This window comes from Halothiobacillus diazotrophicus, assembly GCF_001663815.1.
GTDB classification, from domain to species: Bacteria; Pseudomonadota; Gammaproteobacteria; order Halothiobacillales; family Halothiobacillaceae; genus Halothiobacillus; species Halothiobacillus diazotrophicus.
The window spans coordinates 1016260-1031006 of sequence record NZ_CP016027.1 but is presented as its reverse complement, the minus strand read 5'-3'; the positions used below and the strand labels follow the sequence as shown (position 1 = coordinate 1031006).

14 protein-coding genes and 1 pseudogene are annotated in these 14747 nt (G+C 60.9%); 9 read left to right on the top strand and 6 right to left on the bottom strand.

Annotated elements, in window-relative coordinates; all coding sequences use genetic code 11:
* Window positions 1–38: 38 nt before the first annotated feature.
* The 6 genes from ubiE to A9404_RS04590 all read right to left on the bottom strand — a co-directional run bounded on the left by ubiE (window position 39) and on the right by A9404_RS04590 (window position 4948).
* Entirely contained in the window at window positions 39–782 is a 744-nt protein-coding gene (gene ubiE, locus A9404_RS04615) for a bifunctional demethylmenaquinone methyltransferase/2-methoxy-6-polyprenyl-1,4-benzoquinol methylase UbiE (protein ID WP_066099111.1), read from the bottom strand.
* Window positions 779–1219: a gamma-butyrobetaine hydroxylase-like domain-containing protein gene (locus tag A9404_RS04610; protein ID WP_066099108.1), complete on the bottom strand. Its 441-nt coding sequence runs from the start codon at window positions 1217–1219 to the stop codon at window positions 779–781. Before A9404_RS04610 ends, ubiE begins: the two co-directional genes overlap by 4 nt.
* A gap of 17 nt (window positions 1220–1236) precedes the next feature.
* Entirely contained in the window at window positions 1237–2574 is a 1338-nt protein-coding gene (gene hslU, locus A9404_RS04605) for an ATP-dependent protease ATPase subunit HslU (protein ID WP_066099106.1), read from the bottom strand.
* Entirely contained in the window at window positions 2571–3110 is a 540-nt protein-coding gene (hslV, locus tag A9404_RS04600) for an ATP-dependent protease subunit HslV (RefSeq protein WP_066099104.1), read from the bottom strand. Before hslV ends, hslU begins: the two co-directional genes overlap by 4 nt.
* Window positions 3111–3236: 126 nt before the next feature.
* Window positions 3237–4223 (bottom strand): tyrosine-type recombinase/integrase, encoded by a 987-nt coding sequence (locus A9404_RS04595; protein ID WP_082922737.1) that lies wholly within the window; start codon window positions 4221–4223, stop codon window positions 3237–3239.
* A gap of 5 nt (window positions 4224–4228) precedes the next feature.
* Window positions 4229–4948: a DUF484 family protein gene (locus tag A9404_RS04590; protein ID WP_066099102.1), complete on the bottom strand. Its 720-nt coding sequence runs from the start codon at window positions 4946–4948 to the stop codon at window positions 4229–4231.
* A 309-nt stretch (window positions 4949–5257) separates the two neighbouring features.
* Here A9404_RS04590 and thrS point away from each other — a divergent pair, with 309 nt between their 5' ends.
* From thrS to A9404_RS04545, 9 genes and pseudogenes are all read left to right on the top strand, one after another.
* Entirely contained in the window at window positions 5258–7171 is a 1914-nt protein-coding gene (thrS, locus tag A9404_RS04585; RefSeq protein WP_066099101.1) for a threonine--tRNA ligase, read from the top strand.
* 181 nt (window positions 7172–7352) lie between these two features.
* Entirely contained in the window at window positions 7353–7979 is a 627-nt protein-coding gene (gene infC / locus A9404_RS04580; protein WP_456064523.1) for a translation initiation factor IF-3, read from the top strand.
* A gap of 271 nt (window positions 7980–8250) precedes the next feature.
* Entirely contained in the window at window positions 8251–8445 is a 195-nt protein-coding gene (gene rpmI / locus A9404_RS04575; RefSeq protein WP_066099098.1) for a 50S ribosomal protein L35, read from the top strand.
* 13 nt (window positions 8446–8458) lie between these two features.
* Window positions 8459–8818: a 50S ribosomal protein L20 gene (gene rplT / locus A9404_RS04570; protein WP_066099095.1), complete on the top strand. Its 360-nt coding sequence runs from the start codon at window positions 8459–8461 to the stop codon at window positions 8816–8818.
* A 228-nt stretch (window positions 8819–9046) separates the two neighbouring features.
* The gene (gene pheS / locus A9404_RS04565) at window positions 9047–10048 is read left to right on the top strand and encodes a phenylalanine--tRNA ligase subunit alpha (protein WP_066099094.1); all 1002 of its coding nucleotides are present in this window, start codon (window positions 9047–9049) and stop codon (window positions 10046–10048) included.
* A gap of 72 nt (window positions 10049–10120) precedes the next feature.
* Window positions 10121–12517, top strand: a complete 2397-nt coding sequence (gene pheT, locus A9404_RS04560; protein WP_066099092.1) for a phenylalanine--tRNA ligase subunit beta — start codon at window positions 10121–10123, stop codon at window positions 12515–12517.
* Window positions 12518–12530: 13 nt separating this feature from the next.
* On the top strand, window positions 12531–12833 hold the full coding sequence (locus A9404_RS04555) for an integration host factor subunit alpha (RefSeq protein WP_066099090.1): 303 nt from the start codon (window positions 12531–12533) through the stop codon (window positions 12831–12833).
* A pseudogene (locus A9404_RS13515) lies at window positions 12811–13074 on the top strand (MerR family transcriptional regulator); the annotation flags it as partial. The gene A9404_RS04555 and the pseudogene A9404_RS13515, both read left to right, overlap by 23 nt.
* Before the next feature lie 370 nt (window positions 13075–13444).
* The gene (locus A9404_RS04545) at window positions 13445–14671 is read left to right on the top strand and encodes an argininosuccinate synthase (RefSeq protein ID WP_066099087.1); all 1227 of its coding nucleotides are present in this window, start codon (window positions 13445–13447) and stop codon (window positions 14669–14671) included.
* The last annotated feature ends 76 nt before the right edge of the window (window positions 14672–14747 follow it).

Below are 14747 nucleotides of genomic sequence, written 5' to 3'. Positions count from 1 at the left end.
CGTTCGGGCGTCTCGTCGCGCGTCGTCTTTCCGGAGCATCAGTACTTGTATCCGATGTGGATCGCGACGACGCCCAGCGTCAGATTATGCACGTCCACATGATCGAAACCCTCGTCGAGCATCATCTGTCGCAGGGACTCCTGATCGGGGTGCATCCGAATGGATTCGGCCAGATAGCGGTAGCTGTCGGCATCCTTCGCCAGGATCTTGCCCAGTGTCGGCAGCGCGGTGAAGGAGTAGAGGTCGTAAGCCTTGCTGATCAGCGGTGATATGGGCTTGGAGAATTCCAGGACGACGACCCGTCCACCCGGTTTGATGACACGGGCCATTTCGGCAAGCGCCATGGCCTTGTCTGTCACGTTCCTCAGACCGAAGCCGATGGTGACGCAATCGAAGTGATTGCTGGGGAAGGGAAGGTACTGGGCGTTGGCCAGACAGTAGTCGACGTTCTGGATCACGCCGGCGTTGTCGAGCTTGGCGCGTCCTTCGCCCAGCATGTGGGCATTGATGTCGGAGAGGATGACCCGGCCTTCCTTGCCGACGAGGCCTGCCATCTTCAGCGCCAGATCGCCGGTGCCGGATGCCAGGTCCAGGGCCTTCATGCCGCGGCGCAGTCCGGTGTGCTCGAGCGCGATGTGTTTCCATAACCGGTGGATGCCGAGCGACATGGCGTCGTTCATCAGGTCATAGCGGTTGGCCACCGAATCGAAGACCTGTCCGACCAGTTTGACCTTTTCGCTTTCGGGCACCTGCCGATAGCCGAAATGGGTCTGTCCACTCATGAGTCGCTCCTGGATGCATTGTTGGGTTTGGCACCGCTTTCGGCCAAGACGTCCGTGATCTTTACCGTGGCGGGTTTTTGCGGGGCGCCATGTTCGAGGCCCACCGCGGTCAGTCGTTCGAGGTAATTCTGCCACAGGCTGTCGTGTGTGACGCAGAGTTCGTGCAGGGTGTCCCAATCGTACAGACCGCTGTCGTGACCATCGTCGAATACGAGTTTGACGGCATAACGGCCGACCGGTTCCAGCGCGACGATCCGCACCTGCTCCTTGCCGAGTACCAGCATGGGTTCTCCGCCGCCATGGCCCCGCACCTCCGCCGAGGGGCTGAATACCCGCAGGAACTCACTGGAGAGCGTACCTTGGACGTCATCGGCAAACCGCACAAACAGTGTTTGTTCGGTCTTGTTGAATTTCAGTTCGGTCGCACTGTGTTGCATGGTCGGCAGACTCCCGGTCAGAGAATGTAGCGGCTCAAATCCTCATCCTTGGCGAGCGCACCCAGGCGAGACTCCACGAAATCGGCGTCGATTTCCAGTTCTTCGCCGGCACGGGCATCAGCGCTGAAGGTCAGTTGCTCGAGGAGGTGCTCCATGACCGTATGCAGGCGGCGCGCGCCGATGTTCTCGGTGCGACGGTTCACTTCGAAGGCAATCTGCGCGATGCGCGCGATGGCGTCGTCCGTGAAGCGGATGCTGAAGCGCTCGGCGGCGAGCAAGGCCATGTGCTGACGGATCAGCGCGGCGTCCGGTTCGGTCAGGATGCGCACGAAGTCGCCGGCACTCAGCGCTTCGAGCTCGACACGGATGGGCAGGCGCCCCTGCAGTTCCGGGATGAGATCCGAGGGCTTGCTGAGGTGAAAGGCACCGGAGGCGATGAACAGAATGTGGTCGGTTTTGACCATGCCCAGTTTGGTATTGACCGTCGAACCTTCAATGATGGGGAGCAGGTCGCGCTGGACGCCCTCGCGGGACACCTCGCCGCCGCCTTGTTCGGCGCGCTTGGCGACTTTATCGATTTCGTCGATGAACACGATGCCGTGCTGTTCGACGCGTTCGAGCGCCTGCAGTCGGACTTCCTCCTCGTTGACGAGGTTGGCGGCTTCCTCTTCGGTGACGAGTTTCAGCGCCTCGGGAATCGTCAGGCGACGGGTCTTGACCTTGTTCTGTCCCAGATTCTGGAACATGCCGCGAATCTGGCTCGTCATCTCCTCCATGCCGGGTGGCGAAAGGATGTCGACATGGGGTTGGGGCTGGTGAACCTCGATTTCGATCTCCCGGTCGTCCAGCTCGCCGGCACGCAGCTTCTGGCGGAATTTTTCCCGGGTGTTGTGATAGGCCTCGTCGCGATGGGAGTCGGAAGCGCTCCAGCCATCCTCGCGCGGGGCGGGGAGTAGGGCGTCCAATACCCGGTTTTCCGCGGCCAGTTCGGCCTTGTCGCGCACGACGACCATGGCCTGTTGCCGTTGCATCTTGAGGCCGACATCGGCCAGATCGCGGATGATCGACTCGACATCGCGGCCGACATAGCCGACTTCGGTGAACTTGGTTGCCTCGATCTTGAGGAAGGGCGCATCGGCCAGCTTGGCGAGGCGACGGGCGATCTCCGTCTTGCCCACACCCGTCGGGCCGATCATCAGGATGTTCTTGGGCGTGATTTCGCTGCGCAGCGGTTCGCCGATCTGCTGACGGCGCCACCGGTTGCGCAGGGCGATGGCGACGGCCCGCTTGGCGGCCTGCTGCCCGACGATGTGCTTGTCGAGTTCGTCGACGATCTGTTGTGGGGTGAGGTTCATGCGTCGAGCACCTCAATGGTCAGGTTGTGATTGGTGTAGATGCAGATATCCCCGGCAATGTTCAGTGACGACTCCACGATTGCCCGAGCGTCCAGGGGGGCGTGCTGGAGCAATGCCGTTGCTGCGGCCTGGGCGAATGCGCCGCCGGAACCGATGGCGATGAGATCCGTTTCGGGTTCGATCACGTCGCCGTTGCCGCTGATGGTCAGCATGTGATTGCGGTCGGCGACGACCAGCATGGCTTCCAGTCGACGCATGGCGCGGTCGGTGCGCCACTCCTTGGCGAGCTCGACCGCCGAGCGCAGCAGATTCCCGCCATATTTCTCCAGTTTCCCCTCGAATTTCTCGAACAGGGTGAAGGCATCGGCCGTCGCACCGGCAAAGCCGGCAAGCACCTGCTCGTTATAGAGGCGACGCACTTTCCGCGCGTTGCCCTTGACGACGGTATTCCCCAGGGTGACCTGGCCATCGCCGCCGATGACGGTCTGGCCGTTCTTACGTACGCACAGGATCGTGGTGCCGCGAAAGTTTTCCATTCGATATCGCCTGAAAATAACAAGGTTTGAGCCGGACGAACCTCGGTCCGCCGACACAAGAAACCGGCCGGTCGCATCGAGCGATCGCCAGTGCCTCCGAGGTATGTGGGTCGGATTCGGGAAATATCAATCCCGGTCGGTGAATGTTTCTGTTTCTGGGGGCGAGTCCGTCCGACGGCGGCCCGCCCGCGGATGGGCGGCCTCGTAGACGCGGGCCAGATGCTGGAAATCGAGATGCGTGTAGATCTGGGTCGTCGACAGGCTCTCGTGTCCGAGCATCTCCTGGACCGCGCGCAGATCGCCGGACGACTCCAGCACATGGGTCGCGAAGGCGTGGCGCAGTTGGTGAGGATGCAGGGATTGTCCCAGGCCCAATTGCCGGCTTAACTGATCGAGGCGCATCTGTACCGAACGGGTGCTCAAACGTCCCCCGTGGCGATTGACGAACAGCGCCGTTTGCGCCGGATCGCGCAGCAAGGTCTGTCGGATGGGAAGCCAGGCCTGGATGCGGGTCATGGCACGGCTGCCCACGGGAACCAGCCGTGTCTTGTCGCGCTTGCCGGTGACCCGAACGATCGCTTCGGAAAAATCCAGGTCGACCAGATCGATCGCCACCAGCTCCGCAACACGCAGACCACTGCTGTAGACGAGTTCGAACAGGGCGCGATCCCGATCCAACAGGCGCGGGTCGCCCGACAGCTGCGGAAGGGTGGCGTCGAGAAGTTGGTTGATCGTCTCGATCGTGGGCGCATCGGGTAGTTTTTTGGCGGCTTTCGGTGGCTTGAGATTGTCCGGGTTGGCGCTACTGCCCTGTGCGCGATCACGCCAGCTACGCAGCAACCAGCGCAGTGCCGAGGTCTTTCGGGCAATGCTGCGCGCATCCAGGGTGCGCTGTTGGCAGTGGGCGAGATAGGCTCTCAGGCGCCGGTCGTCGATTTGCCGGGGATGGGTCAATTGCTCGTCCCGGAGGTAATCGGCGAAATGGGCCCAATCGCCGAGGTAGGCCTGCCGGGTCTTGGCGGATAGTCGGGGGGAAGCGGTCAGCTGGTTGCGCGCCGTCACGAACGCCTCATCCAGCGCGTTGGCGGGCGATTGCAGCGGATTTTGCGGCATTCGGGTCAGGCGTTTTCCGGAACGCCGAGGAAGGTTTCGGCCAGTTGACCGATCTGTTCCAGGAACAGCGTGCCCTGGCCCGGGTTGAATCCATCCGGCGCATGCCGACCCAGCACCAGGATCAGTGTCGTTTTCGGGTGCGGCTGCAGGGCGATCAGGGCGGCCGAACCGGTTTCGGGGAAGTCGGCGTCGAACAGGACGCGTCTTTGTGCGTCACTCAGGCGGCCGCAGAGCGGTGTGTGGCTATCCAGCCAACCTTGCAGGGGCGCAATCTGTTCGGCAGAGAGTTCGGCGAGGGGCTGCAGGCGAATCGCATCCACGGCAAAATGATCGTGAATGATCTTTTTCAGCTGTTCGGGGGTCCGGGTGCCTGAGGCAAGGAGCGCCCGCGCAAACTCATGCATATTGCAATCGAGGCGGGCATTGCTTTCTGCAGTGTCGTGCAGCTCGCCGATCGTGCGCTCCAGTCGGGCGAGGCGTTCCCGCCAGAGGCGCAGCTGCACGTGGGGCAGAGAGGCGATGCCGGAGGGCGGGTGGGGGAGATCGAGGTCGGCAAGCAGTGCCGGATTGTCGTTCAGTACCCCCTCAAGGGTTTCGCGCAACTGTCCGGCGACATGTCGAGACAGGAAATCGGGATGTGCGTTCAGGAAGGCAACCACATGTTCAGCTGCCGGAGCAGGGGACGGGGTGTCGGACAAACGGGCGGCAGCGGTGGATTCGATCATGATTTATATAGGTTCTTCCAGAGTTATGATCGAACCATACCCCGAATCCCAACGCGCCGCAATCGCGATGCGTGCGCCATTTCACGCCGTGTGGCCGGGGGTTGTCTTTTCAGTGTTCGGCGTTTGCTTTATGATCGCGTGCCTTGGCCGAATTGCGTTCCTGGAAGGGGCTTCCCCTTCATGACCCCGATTCGCTTGCCGATCGTTACCCAGATTCGGACATGCTGCCGGTTTACCGTCATTCCATACCGTATCGCCCCTGAAACACGCGGCTTTTTGTAGGAGTCGCCACTGCCAAAGGAGAGCGTCATGCCGACGATTACCCTACCTGATTCATCCCAACGACATTTCGATCATCCCGTCACCCTGTCCGAAATCGCGGCCGACATCGGCGCCGGTCTGGCCAAGGCGGCCATCGCCGGCAAGATCGACGGCAAGCTGGTGGATCTGTCCCGTACCGTCGAGCACGATGCGTCGATTGCCATCGTGACGGCGAAGGATCCCGAGGGTCTGGAGGTGATCCGTCACTCCACCGCGCATCTCATGGCTCAGGCCGTTAAGCAGCTGTTCCCGTCGGCGCAGGTGACGATCGGCCCCGTGATCGATTCGGGTTTCTACTACGATTTTTACTTCGATCGGCCGTTCAACGACGAGGATCTCGCCCAGATCGAGCAGCGCATGCATGAGCTGGCGGCCAAAGGGGACGAGTTGACGCGTCAGGTGGTCGCGCGGGACGAGGCGATCCGCTATTTCGACGATCTTGGCGAAGAGTTCAAGGTCGAGATCATCCAGAGCATTCCCGAGGAAGAAGAGCTGACGCTCTACACCCAGGGCGACTTCACGGACTTCTGCCGGGGGCCGCACGTACCGAATACCCGCGCCCTCAAGGTGTTCAAGCTGATGAAGGTGGCCGGGGCCTATTGGCGCGGCGATGCGAAGAACCCGATGCTGACCCGGATCTACGGCACGGCGTTTGCCAACGATAAGGAGCTGAAGGCCTACCTGCATCAGTTGGCCGAGGCGGAAAAGCGCGATCATCGACGGATCGGCAAGCAGCAGAACCTGTTCCATTTCCAGGAAGAGGCCCCCGGCCTCGTGTTCTGGCATCCCAAGGGCTGGGCGATCTGGCAGGTGATCGAGCAGCACATGCGGCAGGTGTACCGCCGTTCCGGTTATGCCGAGATCCGTTGCCCGCAGGTGCTGGACGTATCGCTCTGGCAGCGCTCCGGCCATTGGGACAACTACCAGGAGAACATGTTCTTCACCGAGTCCGAGAAGCGGACGTTCGCGGTGAAGCCCATGAACTGCCCGGGCCATGTCCAGGTATTCAATCACGGCCTGCATAGCTATCGCGACCTGCCGATCCGCTACGGCGAGTTCGGCGCCTGTCACCGCAACGAGCCTTCCGGCGCACTGCACGGCATTCTGCGGGTCCGCGGCTTCACCCAGGACGATGGTCATATCTTCTGTACCGAAGCGCAGATCGAGTCGGAGGTACGTGCGTTCCACGAACAGGCGCTGGCAGTGTATGCCACCTTCGGATTTGCGGACGTGCAGGTGAAGATCGCCCTGCGTCCGGACAAGCGACTGGGCACCGATGCGGTCTGGGATCAGGCCGAGGCGGCCCTCCGTGGCGCATTGAGCGCAGCAGGCGTCGCCTGGACGGAGTTGCCGGGTGAAGGGGCCTTCTACGGGCCGAAAATCGAGTACCATCTGAAGGACGCCATTGGCCGTACCTGGCAGCTGGGCACGATCCAGGTCGATTTCATGATGCCCGAGCGCCTGGGTGCAACCTACGTGGACGAGCACAGTGAACGTCGCCATCCGGTGATGCTGCACCGGGCGATCGTCGGCTCCATGGAGCGGTTCATCGGGATCCTGATCGAGCATCACGCCGGCTATCTGCCCTTGTGGCTGGCGCCGGTGCAGATGGTCGTGATGGGGATTACCGACAAGCATGCCGCGTTCGTCGAGCAGGTCACCCATCGGCTCAAGGCAGCCGGCCTGCGTGCCGAGGCCGACGTGCGTAACGAGAAGGTCGGCTTCAAGATTCGCGAACATACCCTGGCCCGGGTGCCTTATCTTCTGGTGGCCGGCGACCGCGAAATGGAGGCCGATTCCGTCGCGTTGCGGACGCGTGAGGGCGAGGATCTCGGTGTGATTTCCGTGGTGGATTTCATCGCGCGCTGTCGTCAGGAAATCCAAGACGCCAGCGGCGCCTGATCGATCGCCGAATCCCCGATTATCCGGCATTGAGAGCGACGCGGTATCCTCGCTGCCGCCCAGGCATGCGCGGGCGTACCCGGGTTGGGCGGGCATCTGAGGAGCGCCGTGTTGTTTCATTGCGCGTCGATGCGTATTACCATGTCATGATGAAAGATCGGTTTTTGCTGGTCTATAATCCGTGTTCGCTGCCCGAAGCCCCAATGGAAAGCCGGCGCAGAGTTCGTTTTTTGGGAATTTAGAGGATAAGAAGATAGCTCAGCTCCGTGGACAAAATGCCCCCGCCGCGCGTGACTCCGATGAGGCGCGCATCAATGGTGAAATCACTGCCCGGGAAGTTCGACTGATCGATGAAAACGGCGAACAGCTCGGTATCGTGCGTACCCGCGACGCCTTGACGCGTGCCGCCGAAGTAGCTCTGGATCTGGTCGAAGTGGCGCCGAATGCCAGTCCGCCCGTCTGCAAGATCATGGACTATGGCAAGTTCAAGTATCAGCAAAGCAAGAAGATGGCCGAGGCTCGCAAGAAGCAGAAGCAGATTGAGGTCAAGGAAATCAAGTTCCGGCCCGGCACGGAAGATCACGATTATCAGGTCAAGATGCGCAACATCGTCCGATTCCTCGAGGATGGCGACAAGGCGAAGATCACCCTGCGTTTTCGCGGTCGCGAAATGGCACACAAGGATATCGCCAGCGAGCTGCTCGATCGCATCGAGCGTGATCTGGCCGAGCTGGCGGTGGTCGAACAGCGGCCCAAGATGGAAGGCCGTCAGGTCACCATGGTGATGGCGCCGAAGAAGAACAACTGAACGCCGATCTGCATGGCCGTGTCCCCGATAGACACGCCTTGCTTTTCCTGAGTTGCTGGATTATTATTTTGCGCCGCTTTGGGTGGATGGTTTGACCATCCGTTCCGGGCGGCGCCCATCGTTTGCGCGCCGCGTGAGGCTCTCGATTGAGCTTTCGCGGTTGCCGGATGTTCGGCAAGGCCAGCATCTGAACAGGGCAATTAGCCTCTTGCACGTTAACTAACTCCGACGTGCTGGGTATCAAACAACAACGGTAAAACTGGAGTCGATCATGCCGAAGATCAAATCGAATCGCGGCGCAGCCAAGCGGTTCAAAATCACCGCAGGTGGCGTCAAGCGCAAGCAGTCGCACATGCGTCACATTCTGACCAAGAAGTCCTCCAAGCGTAAGCGTCAACTGGGCTCTCCTTCCTACGTTCACGAGCGCGATGTTCCTTCGATTCATCGCATGCTGCCCTACGCCTAAGGAGTATTGAGACATGGCCAGAGTAAAACGCGGCGTCACTGCACACGCCAAACACAAAAAAGTTCTCGATAAAGCCAAAGGCTATTACGGTGCCCGGTCGCGTACCTACCGCGTCGCGCATCAGGCGGTCACCAAGGCGGGGCAATATGCCTACCGCGACCGTCGTGTGAAGAAGCGGGTCTTCCGCGCACTGTGGATCACCCGGATCAACGCCGAAGCGCGCAACAACGATCTGTCCTACAGCCGTCTGATCGAAGGCATCCACAAGGCCAACATCGAAATCGACCGCAAGGTCCTGGCTGATCTGGCTGTCCACGACAAGCCGGCGTTTGCCGCGATCGCGGCGCAAGCCAAGGCCGCGCTGGGTCTGTAAAATATCCTGCTTCAACCGAAGCGATATTTGGATACAATCAGGCGCTCATTCGAGCGCCTTTTCGTTGGTGCGCGGATTCGCGCATGGAGCGTCGTGCGTGTCGCATCATCTGTCGATCGCGCTTGATCCTTCGATTTGTCGTTTCCGTTGTCGGGGCTTGCGCCAACTCGGCTTCTGGGTTTTTCCGAATAGTTTGGGAGTGGATTTGTGACTGATCAATTGTCGGGCATGCTGGATGAGGCGTTGCGTCTGATCGGGCAGGCCGATACCGTGGCGGCGCTCGAGGACGTCCGGGTGCAATACACCGGAAAGAAAGGGCAGATCACCCACCTGATGAAGGCCCTTGGGGGTCTCGATCCCGATGCGCGTCGTGAACGCGGGGCGGAAATCAATGCGGTGAAGGATGCCCTGATCGCGGCGCTCAATACGCGTCGGGACGACCTGGCCGCCTCAGCCCTGCAGGCCCGGCTGGCCGCTGAACGGATTGACGTGACCCTGCCGGGCAGGGGCTCTGTGCCCGGTGGCATTCATCCCGTCAACCGCATTATTCGCCGGGTGTCCGCCATTTTCGGTTCGATGGGGTATACCGTCGCCGAAGGGCCGGAGATCGAGGATGACTGGCACAACTTCACCGCCCTGAATATCCCGCTGACGCATCCCGCGCGTGCGATGCACGATACGTTCTATTTCGATGCCCAGCGGCTCCTGCGTACGCATACCTCGCCCGTCCAGATCCGTACGATGCAGGCCAAGGCGCCGCCGTTGAAAGTGATCGCCCCCGGTCGCGTCTATCGGTGCGATTCGGACATGACCCATTCCCCGATGTTCCACCAGATCGAAGTGCTCTATCTGGATGAGGACGTCCGGTTCACGGATCTGCGCGCGACGCTGGAGCAGTTCCTGAGTGCCCTGTTCGAGCGGGAGGACTTGCCGATTCGTCTGCGCCCGTCCTTCTTCCCGTTTACCGAGCCTTCGGCCGAGGTCGATATCCAGTGCGTGCATTGCTCGGGCAAGGGCTGCCGTGTCTGCAAGAAGACCGGCTGGATCGAGGTGCTGGGCAGCGGCATGGTGCATCCGAACGTCCTGCGCGCGGTCGGTCACGACCCCGCCAAGGTGAGCGGTTTCGCCATCGGCATGGGCGTCGAGCGCCTCGCGATGCTGCGTTATGGCGTCGATGACCTGCGCGCATTCTTCGACAACGACCTGCGTTTCCTCGAACAGTTCGTGTGATCGTGAGGCGCTCCGAAGTGGGGGCGCCGGATTCGATCACGATAAATTCAATGATTCGACGACGAGATTTCCATGCGATTTTCTGAACACTGGCTGCGTGAATGGATAGATCCGGCTGCGGATACGGCCACTCTGGCCCACCGCCTGACGATGGCCGGCCTCGAGGTGGATGCCATCGAACCTGCCGCCCCCGACTTCAGTGGGATTGTGGTGGGTGCGGTGCTCTCAGTCGAGCGCCATCCCGAGGCGGACAAGCTGAACATCACCCGGGTCAGCGATGGCGAGGCCGAGTACCAGGTGGTCTGTGGCGCACCGAACGTGCAGGCCGGAATGCGTGTGCCGTTTGCCCGAATCGGTGCGGTGCTGTCCGGCGGATTGACGATCAAGCACGCGAAATTGCGCGGCGTCGAGTCGGCAGGAATGTTGTGTTCGGCGACGGAGTTGGGGCTGCCGAGCGAGGTTGACGGTCTTTGGGCACTGCCGGATGATGCGCCGATCGGGGCCGATATTCGTGCCTGGCTCGATCTGGACGACTCGGTGATCGAGTTGGGCATTACGCCGAATCGGGGCGATGCCCTGTCGATTCTGGGTCTGGCGCGGGAGTGTTCCGCGCTGTTCGATCAGCCCTATAACAGGCCGACGATGCAAGCACCGGTTGTGGCAACTGCCGAGTCGGTGGCGGCAAGGATCGACGCGAACGCAGATTGCCCACAGTATCTGACGCAGACGATCAGTGATATTCCGCGGATGCGACAAACCCCGCTTTGGCTTGCGGAGCGACTTCGTCGTGCGGGGATCAAGGTGATCGAGCCGATCGTCGATATCTGCAACTACGTGATGCTGGAGCTCGGGCAGCCGCTGCATGCCTTCGATCGTCAGAAGCTGGCGGGCGATCTGTGCGTTCGTCGTGCCAAGGTGGGCGAGTCGCTGTCCGCGCTCAACAAACAGACGCTGACACTCGATGAAACCTGTCTGGTGATCGCCGATGCACGGGGACCGGTGGCCCTGGCCGGTATTATCGGGGGATTGGACAGCGCGGTCGGTGACGATACCGATACCATCGTGCTCGAGTCCGCGCATTTCGTACCGGAGGCCATTGTCGGCCGTGCCCGTGCGTTCGGGCTCGTGACGGATGCGGCGTTCCGCTTCGAGCGCGGTGTTGATCCCCGTCTACCGTCTGAGGCACTCGCTCGGGCAGCTGAGCTCGTGGTCTCACTGGTGGGCGGGGTAGCCGGTCCGGTGGCGTCCGCCGCTGGTGGTCGAACCCTGCCGACACCTGCCGACATTCCGTTGGATCTTTCCTGGGCAGCGCGTCGTCTGGGCCTGCCCGTGTCCGCAGAAACGGCCACGCGCTACTTGACCGCGCTGGGTTGCTCCGTCGATGAAACACAAGCGGATGTGCTTCGTGTCGTCCCGCCGACGCACCGCTTCGATATCGCGATTCCCGAGGATCTCCTGGAGGAGTTGGCGCGACTGATCGGCTTCGATGCGTTCCGTGCCCCCATGGGCCGGGCGCCGTTGACCATCCAGCCCGTGCCGGAAACCCGGAATACGGCAGTGGATGTCGCGGATGCCATGATCGGCCGCGGTTTCTTCGAGGCGATCACCTACAGTTTCATCGATCCTGCGGTGGCCACGCTTTTTGCCGCCGAGTCGCCGATTTCGCTTGCCAATCCCATTTCCAGCGAAATGGCCGTCATGCGTCAGAGTCTGTGGCCAGGGCTGCTTCAGGCGGTTCGATTCAATCAGAATCGTCAGCAGGGACGGGTGCGGCTCTTCGAGATCGGTCGGATCTTTTCAGGGACCGTCGAGGCCGTGCAGGAAACCGACCAGCTTGCAGCCGTGGTTTGCGGTGCGCGGTGGCCCGAGCAATGGGGGGAGAAGGAAACGCCGGTCGATTTCTTCGATCTCAAGGGGGATCTGGAGGCGGTGCTGCTCGGGCTGGGCTTTTCCCTGTCCGCCGGAGATGGGGAGCGTCCGTTGATTTCGTTCCGAGCGGGCAGCCACATGGCGCTCCATCCGGGGCAGACGGCCGAGATTCTTGTCGACGGCGTTGCGGCGGGCTGGATCGGTGCGGTTCATCCCGAGCTCGTCGATCGACTGGACCTGGTCGGACCCGTCTTCGTGTTCTCAATCGACCTGGCGACGCTGGCGCAACGTCGCCTGCCGGCCAATCGACCGCGTTCCCGCTTCCCGCAGGTTCGGCGCGATCTGGCCCTGATCAAGCCCGCCGAACTTCCCGTCGATGCCCTGCTGGCGCTCATTCGTGAGGATGCGCCGGATACCCTGCGGTCGGTCGGATTGTTCGATCGCTATGTGGGTGCGGGCATCGAACCCGGTACGGAAAGCATTGCACTCAAATTAATTTTTCAAAATGATGAACGTACGCTGACGGACGAAGAAATTATCGCTATAATCAGCGACATACGCGCTAAACTTGCGCAACACGATATTCATTTGCGCACCTGAAGGATTTCATTTCATGGCTTTAACCAAAGCAGACCTGGTTGAAAAACTGCATACCGAACTTGGCCTCAACAAGCGCGAAGCCAAGGATTTCGTTGATATCTTCTTCGAAGAGCTCCGCGCAACGCTGGAGGCGGGCGAAGAAATCAAGCTTTCCGGCTTCGGCAACTTCCAACTGCGGGACAAGAACGAGCGGCCCGGCCGCAACCCGCGTACCGGGGAAATGATTCCCGTATCGGCGCGTCGTGTCGTGACCTTCCGGGCCGGGCAGAAGCTCAAGACGATGGTCGAGGCCTATGACGGCACGATCGCCAGCTGAGACGGATCTCCCTCCGATCCCCAACAAGCGTTATTTCACCATTGGCGAAGTGGGGGCGCTGTGCGACGTGAAGTCGCACGTACTGCGTTACTGGGAACAGGAGTTTACTCAGCTCAAGCCAGCCAAACGTCGTGGCAATCGGCGTTATTACCAGCGGCACGATATCGAATTGATTCGTCTGATCCGTGCGTTGCTGTACGACCAGGGCTTTACCATAGCCGGTGCGCGTCAGCAGTTGTCCCAAGGGCAAAAGCCGATGCCACGGGTCGAGTCGGGGACGACAGAAACGGTCCGCGAATGGGATGTCTCCCGCGTGGTGGTCGATCCCGAACCTATCGCGGCGCCGACCACGGCCGCTCCCGCATCGCATGAAGCGGCACCGTCGTCTGAGAGCGCATCAGGCTCAGCGCAGCCGATCTTGTCTTCGGCACCGAAGACGCTTGAGGATGTGCGACGCGTTCTCGAAACGATTCTGCACGATCTTGAACAGCATCTCTGATGCCGATATTTGACGTGGTTCCGTCCGATGCGCGGCGGCATTTTCTCTGTGCATCCGTTGCGGTACACTCACAAACTTTTACAAATCAATAGCAAACGAAATCAGGGGCACGATGAACACGAAAACCGGTTTAAACAAGGTGGTATTGGCCTATTCAGGCGGCCTTGATACCTCGGTGATTCTCAAATGGCTGGAAGAAACCTATCAGTGCGAGGTCGTGACGTTCACGGCGGATCTCGGCCAGGGTGACGAGCTGGAGCCAGCGCGCGTCAAGGCGCAGAAGATGGGTGTGCGTGACATCTTCATCGAGGATTTGCGCGAAGAATTCATTCGTGACTACGTGTTCCCGATGTTTCGTGCCAATGCGATTTACGAGGGCGAGTATCTGCTCGGCACCTCGATTGCCCGTCCCTTGATCGCCAAGCGGTTGATCGAGATTGCCAACGAAACCGGTGCAGACGCGATCGCACACGGTGCGACCGGCAAGGGCAATGATCAGGTGCGCTTCGAATTGGGCGCTTACGCGCTCAAGCCGGGTATCCAGGTCATCGCCCCTTGGCGCGAGTGGGATCTCACGTCCCGTGAAACCCTGATGGCCTACGCCAAGAAACACGACATTCCGGTCGATTTCGCCGCTGCCGGCAAGAAGTCGCCCTATTCCATGGATGCGAACCTGCTCCACATCTCCTATGAAGGCGGTAATCTCGAGGATCCCTGGTGGGAACCCGAGGAATCCATGTGGCGCTGGTCCGTTTCCCCGCAGGCGGCACCGGAGCAGGGTGAGGAGTTCACGCTCACCTTTGTGAAAGGTGATCCGGTCGCGATTAATGGCGAGATGCTCTCTCCGGCCACGCTGTGGGCCAAGCTGAACCAGATGGGTGGCGCACATGGGGTCGGTCGTCTGGACCTTGTCGAAAACCGTTATGTCGGCATGAAGTCCCGCGGCTGCTACGAAACGCCGGGCGGTACCATCGTGCTCAAGGCGCATCGGGCTCTGGAATCCATCACGCTGGATCGCGGCGTCGCGCACCTGAAGGATGAGTTGATGCCGCGTTATGCCGAGATGATCTACAACGGCTACTGGTGGTCACCGGAGCGTCTCATGTTGCAAACGGCGATCGATGCCTCTCAGGCTTACGTCAATGGGGATGTGCGTCTGCGGCTGTACAAGGGGAATGTCCAGGTGATCGGCCGTCGCTCGGACGACACGCTGTTCGACCCGACCATCGCGACCTTCGAGGACGATGCGGGCGCCTACGATCAACGTGATGCCGCCGGCTTCATCAAGCTCAATGCGCTGCGCATGCGGATTGCTGCCAAGGCCGGTCGCGTGTTGTGATCGGGATATTGCCTGCTCGCTCTTCGTCGCGGGCAGCGTAGAAACCCGGGAGATTTCATGGACCGGAAAACGTGTT